This is a genomic window from Mesorhizobium sp. M1027, assembly GCF_040318745.1.
Lineage (GTDB): Bacteria > Pseudomonadota > Alphaproteobacteria > Rhizobiales > Rhizobiaceae > Mesorhizobium.
Window position 1 is genome coordinate 251,765 of the sequence record NZ_JAMYMW010000007.1, and the last position, 13,480, is coordinate 265,244.

Annotated in this window: 13 protein-coding genes; 3 read left to right on the plus strand and 10 right to left on the minus strand. The window is 64.4% G+C overall.

Annotated elements, in window-relative coordinates; all coding sequences use genetic code 11:
- Positions 1–39 precede the first annotated feature (39 nt).
- The 5 genes from NKH50_RS15870 to hisS form a co-directional block, all read right to left on the minus strand.
- Positions 40–243 carry a cysteine rich repeat-containing protein gene (locus tag NKH50_RS15870; protein ID WP_352688493.1) on the minus strand — a complete coding sequence of 68 codons (204 nt, stop codon included), beginning with the start codon at positions 241–243 and terminating at the stop codon, positions 40–42.
- 80 nt (positions 244–323) lie between these two features.
- Positions 324–2,090 (minus strand): AMP-binding protein, encoded by a 1,767-nt coding sequence (locus tag NKH50_RS15875; protein WP_352751559.1) that lies wholly within the window; start codon positions 2,088–2,090, stop codon positions 324–326.
- A gap of 398 nt (positions 2,091–2,488) precedes the next feature.
- Positions 2,489–3,190 carry an ATP phosphoribosyltransferase gene (hisG, locus tag NKH50_RS15880; RefSeq protein WP_352879728.1) on the minus strand — a complete coding sequence of 234 codons (702 nt, stop codon included), beginning with the start codon at positions 3,188–3,190 and terminating at the stop codon, positions 2,489–2,491.
- The gene (locus NKH50_RS15885) at positions 3,187–4,305 is read right to left on the minus strand and encodes an ATP phosphoribosyltransferase regulatory subunit (RefSeq protein WP_352751556.1); all 1,119 of its coding nucleotides are present in this window, start codon (positions 4,303–4,305) and stop codon (positions 3,187–3,189) included. The genes hisG and NKH50_RS15885 overlap by 4 nt, the downstream gene beginning before the upstream one ends.
- Positions 4,306–4,483: 178 nt before the next feature.
- Complete coding sequence (gene hisS / locus NKH50_RS15890; RefSeq protein ID WP_352778347.1) at positions 4,484–6,046, minus strand: histidine--tRNA ligase; 1,563 nt, start codon at positions 6,044–6,046, stop codon at positions 4,484–4,486.
- A 208-nt stretch (positions 6,047–6,254) separates the two neighbouring features.
- Here hisS and NKH50_RS15895 point away from each other — a divergent pair, with 208 nt between their 5' ends.
- Positions 6,255–6,509 (plus strand): hypothetical protein, encoded by a 255-nt coding sequence (locus NKH50_RS15895; RefSeq protein ID WP_352740845.1) that lies wholly within the window; start codon positions 6,255–6,257, stop codon positions 6,507–6,509.
- Positions 6,510–6,551: 42 nt separating this feature from the next.
- Here NKH50_RS15895 and NKH50_RS15900 read toward each other — a convergent pair whose 3' ends face one another.
- Complete coding sequence (locus NKH50_RS15900) at positions 6,552–7,187, minus strand: DNA-3-methyladenine glycosylase I (RefSeq protein WP_352879731.1); 636 nt, start codon at positions 7,185–7,187, stop codon at positions 6,552–6,554.
- Between the two features lie 222 nt (positions 7,188–7,409).
- Between NKH50_RS15900 and NKH50_RS15905 the strand changes: the two genes are divergently transcribed.
- Positions 7,410–8,144: a L,D-transpeptidase gene (locus tag NKH50_RS15905; protein ID WP_352879733.1), complete on the plus strand. Its 735-nt coding sequence runs from the start codon at positions 7,410–7,412 to the stop codon at positions 8,142–8,144.
- Between the two features lie 268 nt (positions 8,145–8,412).
- Positions 8,413–9,333, plus strand: a complete 921-nt coding sequence (locus tag NKH50_RS15910) for a bifunctional 5,10-methylenetetrahydrofolate dehydrogenase/5,10-methenyltetrahydrofolate cyclohydrolase (protein ID WP_352879735.1) — start codon at positions 8,413–8,415, stop codon at positions 9,331–9,333.
- Between the two features lie 9 nt (positions 9,334–9,342).
- On the opposite strand, the gene NKH50_RS15915 is transcribed toward NKH50_RS15910, so the two are convergent.
- The 4 genes from NKH50_RS15915 to NKH50_RS15930 all read right to left on the minus strand — a co-directional run bounded on the left by NKH50_RS15915 (position 9,343) and on the right by NKH50_RS15930 (position 13,388).
- A complete protein-coding gene (locus NKH50_RS15915) occupies positions 9,343–10,410 on the minus strand; it encodes a hypothetical protein (RefSeq protein ID WP_352879737.1) in 1,068 nt (355 codons plus the stop codon).
- On the minus strand, positions 10,382–11,683 hold the full coding sequence (gene glcF, locus NKH50_RS15920) for a glycolate oxidase subunit GlcF (protein WP_352879739.1): 1,302 nt from the start codon (positions 11,681–11,683) through the stop codon (positions 10,382–10,384). Before glcF ends, NKH50_RS15915 begins: the two co-directional genes overlap by 29 nt.
- Before the next feature lie 68 nt (positions 11,684–11,751).
- Positions 11,752–12,135 carry a DUF4870 family protein gene (locus NKH50_RS15925; protein ID WP_352879741.1) on the minus strand — a complete coding sequence of 128 codons (384 nt, stop codon included), beginning with the start codon at positions 12,133–12,135 and terminating at the stop codon, positions 11,752–11,754.
- The gene (locus NKH50_RS15930; RefSeq protein WP_352879743.1) at positions 12,132–13,388 is read right to left on the minus strand and encodes an FAD-binding protein; all 1,257 of its coding nucleotides are present in this window, start codon (positions 13,386–13,388) and stop codon (positions 12,132–12,134) included. Before NKH50_RS15930 ends, NKH50_RS15925 begins: the two co-directional genes overlap by 4 nt.
- Positions 13,389–13,480: the final 92 nt, after the last annotated feature.

Below are 13,480 nucleotides of genomic sequence, written 5' to 3' on the forward strand. Positions count from 1 at the left end.
GGTCCGAAACATCATGTCATCCGCAGGCAAGCTCACACGCTAGCCGGGCGTGTTGGCCTTGACGACCTTCGTGCATTCGGGCGTCAGCTCGCTCATGTGACCGGCCAGGCATTTGACGACGCGGCCACCGCCCGGCAGCACGCCTTTGCACAATCTCTGGTAATCTGCCTGGCAGGCCTCACGCTCGGCCGCCGTCTGCGCCAGCGCCGCGGTGGCTGCCAGCTGCGTTGCCAAGAAAAGCACGCCTAACCCAATCCGCATGGAACACCCCCCTCAATATGTTGTCCAAACAACGCCTCCGTCACGCGTAGACGCAAGCCTTCTCAAGCCGTCTTCTGCGTCACCAATCCCAGTTCGTCGATCATCGCCTGGCGCATCAGGAATTTCTGCGGCTTGCCGGTCACCGTCATCGGCAATTCGGTGCGGAAGCGGATGTAGCGCGGGATCTTGAAATGGGCGATCTGGCCGGCGCAGAAGGCCTTGATCTCCTGCTCGGTGGTGATCTGGCCGGGCTTCAGCACGATCCAGGCGCACAGCTCCTCGCCATATTTCGGGTCGGGAATGCCGAACACCTGCACCTCCTTGATCTTGGGGTGGCGATAGAGGAATTCCTCGACCTCGCGCGGATAGACGTTCTCGCCGCCGCGGATGACCATGTCCTTGACCCGGCCGACGATGTTGCAATAGCCGTCTGCGTCGATGGTGGCGAGGTCGCCGGTGTGCATCCAGCCCTCCGCGTCGATGGCCTCGCGGGTCTTCTGCTCGTCGTCCCAATAGCCCTTCATCACCGAATAGCCCCGCGTGCAGAGCTCGCCCGGCGCGCCGACCGCGACGGTGGCGCCTTCGGCGTCGATGGCCTTGACCTCGACATGCGGATGGACGCGGCCGACGGTCGAGACGCGCTTTTCCAAGGGGTCGTCGACGCTGCTCTGGAACGACACCGGGCTGGTCTCGGTCATGCCGTAGGCAATGGTCACCTCAGCCATATGCATCAGCGACACCACCTTCTTCATCACCTCGATCGGGCATGGCGAGCCGGCCATGATGCCGGTACGCAGGCTGGTGAGATCGAAGGAGGCGAACTCCGGGTGGTCGAGCAGGCCGACGAACATGGTCGGCACGCCGTAAAGCGCGGTGCAGCGTTCCATTGCCACCGCCTTCAGCGTGGCGCCGGCATCGAACCCCTCGCTCGGGAAAACCATGGTCGCGCCCTTGGTGACGCAGCCCATCGTGCCCATCGACATGCCGAAGCAGTGGTAGAGCGGCACCGGGATGCACAGCAGGTCGTCGACGGTAAGCCGGATCGCCGCGGTGACGAAATTGCCGTTGTTGACGATGTTGTTGTGGGTCAGCGTCGCGCCCTTCGGCGCGCCGGTCGTGCCAGAAGTGAACTGGATATTGATGGCGTCGTCCGGTTTCAGCCCGTCGGAAATGCGGTCGAGCCGGTCATGCTCGTCGCGCCCGGCCATCGCCAGCACATCGGCGAAATTGAACATGCCCGGCGAACTCTCCTCGTCCATGCGGATGACGATCTTCAACGCCGGCAGCTTGCTGGCGTCGAGCTTGCCGGGGGTGGCCGTGGCGATCTCCGGCGCCAGCGTCTCGATCATGCCGAGATAGTCGGAACTCCTGAACTTGGCGGCGGTGACGAGCGCTCGGCAAGCCACCTTGTTCAAGGCATATTCCAGCTCGACCAGCCGGTAGGCCGGGTTGATGTTGACCAGGATCAGGCCGATGCGGGCAGTGGCGAATTGCGTCACCAGCCATTCCCAGCGGTTCGGCGACCAGATGCCGACGCGGTCGCCTTTCTCGAGGCCGAGCGCCAGGAAGCCGGCGGCCAGCGCATCGACGGTCTCCGAGAGTTCCTCCCAGGTAAAGCGCTTGTCCTGCTCGACGAAGACAGCGGCATCGAGCGTGCCGTATTTGCTGACCGTATCGGCAAACAGCGCCGGGATCGTCAGGTTGAGCAGCGGCACGCTGCGCTCGCCCGAGACATGCGCCGTGCCGTCGACCGGCGCAATGAACGAGCCGCCATCGCGCTTGCCGCGCAGGCTGGTGGCATTCTTCAACTCGTCGAGATTGATCGGCATCGCCGTGTCCTCCGCAGACCAGCCGAGCCTATCAGCCCGGCGGGGTGGTGGAAATCCCGTCGATGGTGGGGCTTGCGCTGGAACTCGCCTGTCAGGGCCGAAAACAAAAAACCCGCCTCGGCGGGCGGGTCTTCAGGGCCAATTGGCACCATAGCGAGATTAATAGCATAGCTGCCGGCACAAAGCAAGAACAAAATTGCTGTATGTCAGGAAATTGCTTCGGGTCGGCGTAGCTGCTTATCTCCCCCCTCGAGGGGGAAATGGCCGGCAGGCGAGAGGGGGTCGCCACGCGTGGAGCTCCAGCCTGTTCTGTCGGTCAGGAGAGTCGCGTCAAGACGTACCGACCCCCTCTGTCGCCTTCGGCGACATCTCCCCCTCAAGGGGGGAGATCGGCGGCGTCAGCCTGCGTCCACCGACGCCATCCTGGCTGCAATATCCCGCAAAGTTGCCTCGTCGGCCGCGGCGCGCATCTTCCTCGACGCCACGAGACAGGCCTGCGAGCGCAGGATCACGCCATCGGCCAGCACTTTGAGATGGTTGGCGCGCAGCGTCGAGCCTGACGTGGTGATGTCGACGACGATATCGGCCAATCCGGCCGCCGGCGCGCCTTCGGTGGCGCCCAGGCTTTCGACGATGCGATAGACCTGGATGCCGTGCTTTTGCGAAAAGAACTGCTGGGTCAGGCGCCAGTATTTGGTGGCGATCCTGAGCCGCCGGCCATGGCGCTGGCGGAAGTCGGCGGCGACGTCGTCGAGATCGGCCATCGTGTCGACATCGAGCCAGATGTCGGGCACGGCGACGACGACATCGGCATTGCCGAAACCGAGGCGGGCGATGATTTCGGCGCGCGCCTCGCAATCGGCAAGGTTTTCGCGCAGCAGATCCTCGCCGGTGATGCCGAGATCGACCGAGCCCTGGCCGATTTCGCCCGCGATCTCGGAGGCCGACAGGAACGCTATCTCGACGCCGTCCATGCCATCGATACGGGCGCGGTATTTGCGCTCATCGCCGGGCAGGCTGACGGCAAGCCCGGCCTTGGCCAGCACCTCCAGCGCCTGCTCCTTGAGCCGGCCCTTCGACGGCAGCGCCAGCGTGATCATGGCGCCTTCTCCCGGAGCGCCTCGATGCGGTCGAGCCAGACGGAAAAACCGACGCCGGGGATCGGCGTTTTTGCGCCGAGCAGCGTCAGCAGCCGGTCGTAGCGGCCACCACCGGCGAGCGGCCGGTCGCCGCCTTGCGCCGCGATCTCGAAGACCAGGCCCGTGTAGTAATCGAGCGGGCGGCCGAAGGCAGCGTCGTAGCGGATTTCAGACATCGGCAGGCCGAGGCTTTCGATGGCCGCGGCGCGGGCGGCAAAATTCTCCAGCGCGGCGCCCAGCGAAAGGCCGGCATCGGCGGCAAAGCTTTCGAGCGCTCCGGCGGCGCTGTCGAGCGGCACGTCGATCGCCAGAAACCCCTTCAGCGCCGCAAATGCCTCGTTCGACAGCCGCACGCTGCGCAATTCGGCCTTCTCGACCAGGCGCCGCGCGATTTCGGAGGGCGAACGCCCGGCCGTTGCCGACAGGCCGGCCTCTTCCATGCCGCCGGCGATATGCGCCGAAAGAGCGTCCAGATCGCCATCAAGGACAAGGGCGGCGACCGCGCCGGCGAGCTGGCTGTTGCGCGGCGGATTGGCGAGGTCGGCAAGGGCTGCCTCCAGCATCGCCGCCGAGCCGAAGGCGCGCGCCAGCCGCATGCGCCAGCCGCGCGGCAGGCCGAGTGCTGCCAGCACCGCCTCGAAAATGGTCTGGTCGCCGAGCGTGACCACCAGCTCGCGGCCGGGCAGCACCAGCGAGAGCAGCGCATGCGCATCGGCCAGCGAGCGGGCGTCGGCGGCGGCCGTGTCGCGGTCGCCGAGGTCCTCGATACCGGCCTGGAAGAATTCGTTGCCGCCCTCGCGGCGCTGGCGAAACACCTCGCCGAGATAGGAATAGCGGCGCGGCGTGCCGGCCTGGCTGGCAATGTGGTCGAGGCAGACCGGAATGGTGAATTCCGGCCGCAGGCAAAGCGTCTGCCCGGTCTCGCTCTCAGTGAGAAAGATGCGACGCCGCAAATCCTCGCCGGCCATGTCGAGGAACGGGTCGGCCGGCTGAAGCACGGCGACTTCGACCGCATGGGTGTTGCGCGCGGCGAAGAGCGTCGCGATGTCGGATGCGATGGCGGGGCGGGAGGTCATTGATCGGTTGGGCGCGAGGCACCCCCCTCTGTCCTGCCGGACATCTCCCCCGCAAGGGGGGAGATCGGCAGCTTGGGCCCCGGCACCTTTTCTCCAACGCCGGAGATTGGCGAAAGCAGGCGCGACATCCAATCTCCCCCCTTGCGGGGGAGATGGCCGGCAGGCCAGAGGGGGGTGTTCACGCGCCACCCTTCGCGCGGTCAGCCGCCTGCGCCGCAAGTATCTTCTTCACTTCGGCAACCAGCTCACTCTCCGCCACCGTCACCTGCGCCGGCCGTGCGGCGCGCCATTCGGCGTTATCGGCGATCTCGGCCGACATGCGGGCGCCCTCGATCAGGTCCTTGATCTGCACCTCGCCCTTGGCGCGCTCGTCGCCGCCCTGGATGACGGCGACCGGGCTGCCGCGACGGTCGGCGTATTTCAGCTGCGCCTTCATGCCTGCGCCGCCGAGATACATTTCCGAGCGGATACCGGCGGCGCGCAGCTCGGCCACCATCTTCTGGTAGCGGCCGAGGCTTTCCGTATCCTTGTCCATGGTGAGCACGACGACCGGCGCGATGACATCGGAACTATCGAGCTTGCCCAGGTTCTTCAGCGCCGTCATCAGCCGTGAGACGCCGATGGAAAAACCCGTCGCCGGCACCGGCTCGCCACGGAAGCGCGAGACGAGACCGTCATAACGGCCGCCGCCGCCAACCGAACCGAAGCGCACGATCTGGCCGTCCTCATTGGGGATCTCGGCCAGCAGCTCGGCCTCGTAGACCGGGCCGGTGTAATATTCGAGGCCACGCACGACAGACGGGTCGATGCGGATGCGATCCTCACCGTAGCCGCTTTGTGCGACCATGGTTCTTATCTGCTCCAACTCTGCAAGACCCTCAACAAACGAGGCGTTCGTGATGCCCAGATGTTCGAGTTTCCTTTCCTCGATAAGATTGCTGAGACCGGGGTTGATGGATGCCAGTGTCTGGACAATTTTTTCGGGATCATGCTGCGCCATGACTGTGAAATAGCTGATGACAACGTCGATTTGCGTATTGTCCAGCCCGGCGCCTTTGGTGAAATCACCGCTCTCGTCCTTGCGCCCGGCGCCCAAAAGCAGGCGCACGCCCTCGACTCCAAGCTTGTCCAGCTTGTCGATGGCCCGCAGCACCGTCAGCCGGCGCCCGGCATTTTCGTCACCGCCGAGGCCGATCGCCTCCAGCACGCCGTCGAGCACTTTTCGGTTGTTGACACGGATGACGTAGTCGCCGCGCTTGATGCCCAGCGCCTCCATCACGTCCGCCATCATCATCGCCATCTCGGCATCGGCCGCAACGCCCGGGGTGCCCACGGTATCGGCGTCGAACTGCATGAACTGGCGAAAGCGACCGGGGCCGGGCTTTTCGTTGCGGAACACCCAGCCGGAGCGGTAACTGCGATAGGGTTTCGGCAGGCGCTCGAAATTCTCGGCGACGAAGCGCGCCATCGGCGCAGTCAGGTCGTAGCGCAGCGACAGCCACTGGTCGTCGTCGTCCTGGAACGAGAACACGCCCTCGTTCGGCCGGTCCTGGTCGGGCAGGAACTTTCCAAGCGCATCGGTGTATTCGATGAGCGGCTGGTCGACCGGCTCGAAACCGTAGAGCTCGAAGACCGAGCGGATCGTCGCCATCATCTTCTCGACAGCGCGCAGGTCGTCGGCGCCGCGGTCGACAAAGCCGCGCGGCAGCCGCGCTTTCATCTTTTCGGATTTGTCGGCCATGGGATGGGTACTTTGCTAAGTAATCGGTGACTAATTTCGGGTCGGCGTGTCCTACCGATGCCATCGGGAGAAGGCAAGGGTTTGCACTTCTTCGCTCTCAGCTCGCCGCGGAGAAGAAAGTCAGAGCTGAAACAATTGCGCCACGCGCGCGGCATCGTGCCGACACAATCCCGGCCGATAAGCGCGCCGAAACAAGGGGTTCGGGCCCATGGCCACGCTACAGAAGTTCGACATCATCGATAGCGGCGCACACGACGTCTCGGTCCGGCTGCGGCCGGCCGACAATCATGCGCCGAAGGCGACGAAGCAAATCGCAGGACCGTTCGAGATCGCGGCGCAACAGCGCAACGGGCCGACCATGCGCGATGTTCTGATGACCGGCCTGCTGGTGATCTATCCCGTGTTCGCCGCGCTGGCGGCCATCCTCGCCGGGCTTTTCCTGGCCGGCATCCGCGGCGTCTGACAGCATCTTCCTTCTCCCACTGTGGGAGAAGGCAAGGGGCGCTCACTTCGGCCGCTTGAAGGCTTTCCGCTCCGCCTCGACCGGCTCGCGGCAGACGCAGCCCTCGAGATGGTCGTTGACCAGCCCCATCGCCTGCATGAAGGCGTAGACGGTGGTCGGACCGACAAAGCTCCAGCCGCGCTTCTTCAGATCCTTCGAAATACGGACCGAGACCGCCGTCGTCGGATTGGCGCGCAGATGGGCGAGATCGACGATCTCGGGCCGCTCGTCCGGTCCTGGCTCGAACTTCCAGAACCATGCCGCCAGCGAGCCGGCCTCGTCGATGAGCTCGCGGGCGCATCTGGCGTTGTTGATGGTCGACACGATCTTGCCGCGATGGCGGATGATGCCGGCATTGCCGAGCAGGCGCTCGACATCGGCGTCGGTGAAGGCGGCGATCTTGTCGACATCGAAGCCGGCGAAGGCCTCGCGAAAATTGTCGCGCTTGCGCAAAATAGTCAGCCAGGACAGGCCCGACTGAAAACCTTCGAGGCAGATCTTCTCGAACAGCCGGCGGTCGTCGGCGACCGGCCGGCCCCATTCGTGGTCGTGGTAGTGCAGGTAATCCGGCAGATTGCCATGCCAGAAGCAGCGGGCGATGCCGTCGGGACCGGCAAGCAGACCTGTCTTTTCATCCATCGCGGAATTCCGTTCGTGTCCTGGCGTTAACGCGTTTTGACGCGGCCTTTACCGCGGCTTTACCAGATTCCTGAACCGGGCGGTAACCACACCAAAAGCTTTACTGACAGATCGGCATTTTACGCATTCCGATTCATGTTTCGGTTGCCGCTTCGCGCCCAATGTCGGCGAAATCGGGGAGGCTTTGCACCCCGGCATGTTCGACGATCAAGGTGCGTTGCGATGAAGATATTCTTGTTCCCACTGTTCGGCGCCGCCGCCGTTCTTGCCGCCGGTGCCGCGAATGCCAACGACCGCTATGCCGAGAGGCCGCCGGTGGTGGTCAGCCCCGACCTTTCGGCGCCCTGGGTGCTGCAGCTCGGCCATGCGCCGGGCATCGTGCGGCAGAGCCGGCAAGAGGCGCAGCCGCAACGGCGCTATCGGCGCCAGGCCGAACCCGATCAGCTGCGCACCGCAGCGGTGCAGGCACCGGCCAAGCGCATGATCATGCGGCCGCAGATCGACCCGATCTATCTGCCGCAGGAAGTCGCCTATGACGGCCCGCAGAAGCCGGGCACGATCGTCATCGATACGCGAGAGAATTTCCTCTATCTGGTCGGGAAGAACGGCAAGGCGCGGCGTTATGGCGTCGGCACCGGCAAGCCGGGCTTCGAATGGTCCGGCACCCACAAGATCACCAACAAGCGCGTCTGGCCGGACTGGCGGCCGCCGGCGGTGATGATCGCCCGCGAGGCCGCCAAGGGCCGTTATCTGCCGACCTATCTCGCCGGCGGCATGGAAAACCCGCTCGGCGCACGCGCGCTCTATCTCGGCTCGACCGAGTACCGTATCCACGGCACCAATCAGCCCTGGACGATCGGCGGCGCGGTGTCGTCGGGCTGCATCCGCATGCGCAACGAGGACGTGGTCGACCTTTACGAGCGGGTCAATGTTGGCACGACGGTTGTAGTGATGTAATCTGCGGTTGACCTCACCGATGATTCTGCTCAGAAGCCTCGGGAGTATTGAATAACGGGGGACGGGCCGTGTGGGGATGCGGCCAGTCACGAAAGGGCAGCGCGGCAAGCCGTGCTGCCCTTTTTGTTTCCGCCAACGCCTGCAAGAATTGACGGGAAGATTTCGCCGGCACGTCGCGCGACCGGCATGGCGGTTCGTTTTTCGCACTGCCTGTTCGCGGTTGCTTTGCTATGTGGCGGCTAAAGTTCCAGACAAAGGCCCTATCTCGATGACCCTCTCCGACGACAGCCGCTATCTCAGGGGCGGCCCGGTTGCCCAACGCATCATCGCCGGCGTGCGCGAGGACGCGGCGATCGCCACCGCCGAAGGCTTTCCGCCCAAGCTGGTGTCGATCACCGTCGGCGACACGGCGGCGGTCGACGTCTATGTCCGCAACCAGCGCGCCAAGGCCGGGCTTGCCGGCATCGGCTTCGAGGAAAGGCGCTTTCGCGCCGACATCACCGCCGGCGAGCTGGAAGCGGCAATCCACGGGCTTAACGCCGACCCGCGCGTCACCGGCATCATCATCCAGCGGCCGGTGCCGGTGCACATTCCGATCAAGACGCTGCAGGCGGCGGTGCATCCGCTCAAGGATGTCGAGGGCATGCATCCGGCCTCGATCGGCAACATCGTCTACAACCAGCTCGACCTGGCGCCCTGCACCGCCGCCGCTTCGGTCGAACTGCTCAGGGAAACCGGCCTCGACCTCAAGGGGCTCGAGGTGGTGGTCGTCGGCCATTCCGAGATCGTCGGCAAGCCGATCGCCTTCCTTTTGATGAGCGAAGGCGCGACGGTGACCGTCTGTCACCACATGACGCGTTCGGTGGCGGCACACGCACGCCGCGCCGACGCGCTGTTCGTCGCCGTGGGCCGGCCGCGGCTGATCAAGGCCGACATGGTGAAGCCCGGCGCTGCCGTGATCGACATCGGCATCAATTCGGAGATCGGGCCGGACGGCGAAAGCCGCATCGTTGGCGACGTCGACACCGAAAGCGTCAAGGAAGTCGCCTCCTGGATCACGCCGGTGCCGGGCGGGGTCGGCCCGATCACGGTGGCGATCCTGCTGCGCAACACGATGGTAGCGCTCAGCCGCCAGCGCGCCCGCTACCAGGCCACCTACGGCACGGCAGACCGGCTGGCGGCGGAGTAGGCGCTTTCGTCACGTGTATTGCGGCACATGGCAGGTGATCCGGGACTCGTCATCCCAGAAGACGTAGAGCACGCCGCCGCTGCCCCAGAAGAAACCGGCGAGTGAATCGAACTGAAGAAGAAATTTCATTTCCCGGTCCGTTCCGGGAACGACTGGAAACTGCGGTCCCTGAATCCATGACGGCAGCCCACCAAGCCGAAACAGGTTTTGCCTTGAATTGCTTATCCCGTACGACTGCCTGAGCCACCGTTTAGGGGTCGGTGCCAACCGAACAGTTCTTTTCTCGGCGGCTTTTGCAGGCCTCTCAATGTAGGGCGAATGCAGAGGCGCGATCGGCGTCGGCACACCGGCAGCGTCGTGGGAATAATAAGTCGATTCGAGAGAATTCGCACAGGTCTCGATACGGAGTCTGGGAAGCGGCATCGTCAGCTCACTCCCAAGATCGTCCAGCGTAATCAGATGTATCAGTCGCTCTCGACAGGTCGGGCACACTGCCGATCCTTCGCCGCCGACCGTAAGTGGCCTGCCAGTCGCCGGCAGATGCCAGGTAGGATGATTGCGATGCGTCGGAAAAGACATGTCGCTCGGAGCGCCTTCCTCAAAGCTGAAATGATGACATGCCGGCGGCGAACGAGGATCATCATGCGTCAGCCAGTCTGCGAAATCGGGAATGTCGCCCAAAGTACTGTCTGGAAACAATTCCGGCGCCTGCAAGGCGACGTGAGCCAGCAGATCCTCCACGTCTATTCCGCGTTTCACTTCCTCTTGCAGGAAAAATGCCAGACGAGCCAAATGCGCGTCGTCGAGAAACGAAACGGCGTCGATAATCAGATTGTCTTGCTGGACGTCGGCTTCTACCGCTGCCTTTATGAGCGCAAACAGGAATTCGGACCCATCCTTGAGATGACGAGCGATGATTGTCTGGCATTCGCCATAGCTGGCCTGGAACGTCGCCGGCGATCTGTCCGACAGCAGCCGAACGACGGTTCCAATCTCTTCGGACTTTGGGTTGGGCATCTCGGCAGTCTCATCGGCGGGTGCGCAGCAATCAAACCAATTTTGGCGGCTCGCCGCCATAGGCCCAGTCGAGCAGCTTTATCGTATGCACCACCGGCAGCTTCGCGGCAGAAGCGATCTGGGTGATGCAGCCGATATTGCCGGTGGCGACGATTTCGGCACCGGTCGCCTCGATATTCCTGACCTTGCGGTCGCGTAGCGTTGCCGAAATGCCGGGCTGCAGGATGTTGTAGGTGCCGGCAGAACCGCAGCAGAGATGCCCTTCGCGCGGCTCGCGCACGACGAACCCGGCTTTGGCCAGAAGCTCCTTCGGCTGGCGGGTGATCTTCTGGCCGTGCTGCATCGAGCAGGCCGAGTGATAGGCGACGACGGTGCCCGGCTTAACCACCGGCTCGGGCAGGTCGAGGCTTGCCAGATACTCCGTGATGTCCCTGGCCAGCGCCGACACCCGCGCCGCCCTGTCCGCATAGGCCGGATCGAGGCGCAGCATGAAGCCATAATCCTTGATCGTGGTGCCGCAGCCGGATGCGGTGATGACGATGGCATCGAGCCCGCCTTGCTCGATGGCGCGCGTCCAGGCATCGACATTCTGCCTGGCCGACGCCAGGGCAGCCGCCTCGCGGCCCATGTGATGCACAAGCGCGCCGCAGCAGCCCTCGCCCTCAGGCACCACGACCTCGACGCCAAGCCGGGTCAGCAGCGAAATCGCCGTGTCGTTGATACCGGGATCGAGTACGGATTGAGCGCAGCCGGTGAGGATGGCGACGCGGCCATTTTTCTTCGGGCCCTGCCCCGCATGGACGCCCGGCGAGGCCATCGGCGAGACTGCCGGGACCGACGCGGGTGCGAGCTTGAGCATGGCGCCCAGAGGCCTCAAGGCCTGGATTTTCTCAAACAGGCCGGCGAATGGCTGGCCGAGCTTCGCCAGCTTGAGCGCCGCGCGGAAACGCGAGGGATAAGGCAGCACGAAGGCCAGCATGGCGCGGGTCAGACGATCGGCCAGCGGACGTTTGTAGGTCTCCTCGATGTGGGCGCGGGCGTGATCAACCAGATGCATGTAGTTAACGCCCGACGGGCAGGTGGTCATGCAGGCGAGGCAGGACAGGCAGCGGTCGATATGGGTGACGATCTCCTTGTCGGCCGGACGTCCGTTTTCCAGCATGTCCTTGATCAGGTAAATCCGGCCGCGCGGCGAATCCAGCTCGTTGCCGAGTGTCACATAGGTCGGGCAGGTGGCCGTGCAGAAGCCGCAATGCACGCATTTGCGCAGGATCTTCTCCGATTCCGCGACATGCGGATCGGCGAGCTGGGCAGCTGAGAAATTGGTCTGCACGTAAACAAATCCTTACCGTTTGAGCATGATCTTTTCCCAAAACCGGTACCCGCTTTTGGGGATCACGCTCATAATCCCAGAAACCAGCTTTCCGGGTTCTTGACCGCTTCGCCGCGCTGCAGCGCCTGCAGGCCGAGAATGCAGCGGGCGATGAACCAGACGGCGACGGCGAAAATCAGCACGACACCGATGACCACGATCATCAGCAGCGCCGAGATCAGTGCATAGAGCAGGCCGATCCAGAAGGTGCGGATCAGGAATGTGTAATGGCTCTCGACGAAGCCGCCGGCCTTGCCGCGGTTGATATAGGCCAGGACGATACCGACAATGCCGCTGACGCCGATGACAAGGCTGGCGAGATAGAGGATGTAGATGACCAGCGCGTTGGTCGGGCCGGGCTCCAGCCAGCGGTCGGTCTGGCGTGACGTACCGTTTTGGCCTGGATCGCTCATTGTGCTCCTCCCTGGGTTGCCGCGGCGAGAGTAGCAGAGGCTGCGCCCGGCGCCATACGGCCGGGATTGAGGATGTTCTTCGGATCGAATTCGGCCTTCAGCCGGGCCGACAGTGCTGCCAGTTGCGGCGCTTGCGGTTCGAACACGGGAACGGCAGCGCGGTGCGAGGGGGTTGCGCGCACCAGCGTCGCATGGCCGCCACCATGTCTTCTGATGAGGCCGCGCAACAGGCCGGCCTCGGGATCGTCCTGCTGCATGCGCAGCCAGATCAGCCCGCCCTGCCAATCGTAGAAGGCATCGACCGCGGCCTGCATGCGCAGCGCCAGCACCATCTGGTGGCCCTGTGACGGCGCCATCGAGACGCGCCACACAGGCCTTTCGCCGCCATCGGCGAACGGCGCGCAGTCGCGGATGTCGCGCCAGACCGAATACGAGACCGAACCGGAAATCTCCTGCAGCGGCCCAGCGTCTTTCAGCAGGTCTTTCAGCGCGGCAATGCGGTAGGCGACCGACGGGCCGAAGCCCTCGATGCGCAGCAGCGTCGCCGCATCGCTGCCGAGACTGCCGTCAGCAACCCTAGCTGCGACCCGTTCGGGAAGATGGGCAGCGCTCGACACCTCCGCGCTGGAACCGAGCGCCAGCGCCATGGCGGCGGCGGCATGATCGTCGAGCAGGCCGCGGATGGCGAGCGTGACTTCGGTCTCGGCGGCAGGCAGCACCTTGAAAGTGACGTCGGTGAACACCGCCAGGGTGCCCCAGCTGTTGGCCATCAGCTTGGACAGATCATAGCCCGTGACGTTCTTGACCACGCGGCCGCCGGACTTGAAGGCCTCGCCGCGCCCGGAAACGGCAGATATGCCGAGAATGTGGTCGCGCGCAGCACCGGCCTTCAGCCGGCGCGGGCCGGAAAGGTTCGCGGCAAGCACGCCGCCGATGGTGCCTCGTCCCGGCTCGCCGCCGAGCAGCGGGCCGTAATCCATCGGTTCGAAGGCCAGTTGCTGGCCGTTTTCGGCAAGCAGGCTTTCGATCTCGGCCAGCGGCGTCCCGGCCTTCGCCGACAGCACCAGCTCGGCCGGCTCGTAGAGCATGACGCCGGAGAGTTTGGAAAGGTCGAGCGTATGCTCGCTCTGCTGCGGCCGGCCGATGCCGCGCTTGGAACCATGGCCGATGATTTCGAGCGGCGAGTCTTCCGCCGCTGCCCAAGCGACGGCGGAGTGGGTTTCCGCTGATGTGGTCGGGGTGAAGGTGGTCATGCGGCAGAACCACCAGTCGTAAATGACGAGAGGCCGCGATCCTTCCCACCCCCCTCTGTCCTGCCGGACATCTCCCCCGCAAGGGGGGAGAT

Coding starts and splice junctions, on each gene's coding strand:
- NKH50_RS15875 (WP_352751559.1), bottom strand. CDS start 2,090: ATGCCGATCAATCTCGACGAGTTGAAGAATGCCACCAGCCTGCGCGGC.
- hisG (WP_352879728.1), bottom strand. CDS start 3,190: ATGATCACGCTGGCGCTGCCGTCGAAGGGCCGGCTCAAGGAGCAGGCG.
- NKH50_RS15885 (WP_352751556.1), bottom strand. CDS start 4,305: ATGACCTCCCGCCCCGCCATCGCATCCGACATCGCGACGCTCTTCGCC.
- hisS (WP_352778347.1), bottom strand. CDS start 6,046: ATGGCCGACAAATCCGAAAAGATGAAAGCGCGGCTGCCGCGCGGCTTT.
- NKH50_RS15895 (WP_352740845.1), top strand. CDS start 6,255: ATGGCCACGCTACAGAAGTTCGACATCATCGATAGCGGCGCACACGAC.
- NKH50_RS15900 (WP_352879731.1), bottom strand. CDS start 7,187: ATGGATGAAAAGACAGGTCTGCTTGCCGGTCCCGACGGCATCGCCCGC.
- NKH50_RS15905 (WP_352879733.1), top strand. CDS start 7,410: ATGAAGATATTCTTGTTCCCACTGTTCGGCGCCGCCGCCGTTCTTGCC.
- NKH50_RS15910 (WP_352879735.1), top strand. CDS start 8,413: ATGACCCTCTCCGACGACAGCCGCTATCTCAGGGGCGGCCCGGTTGCC.
- NKH50_RS15915 (WP_352879737.1), bottom strand. CDS start 10,410: ATGGCGGCGAGCCGCCAAAATTGGTTTGATTGCTGCGCACCCGCCGAT.
- NKH50_RS15925 (WP_352879741.1), bottom strand. CDS start 12,135: ATGAGCGATCCAGGCCAAAACGGTACGTCACGCCAGACCGACCGCTGG.
- NKH50_RS15930 (WP_352879743.1), bottom strand. CDS start 13,388: ATGACCACCTTCACCCCGACCACATCAGCGGAAACCCACTCCGCCGTC.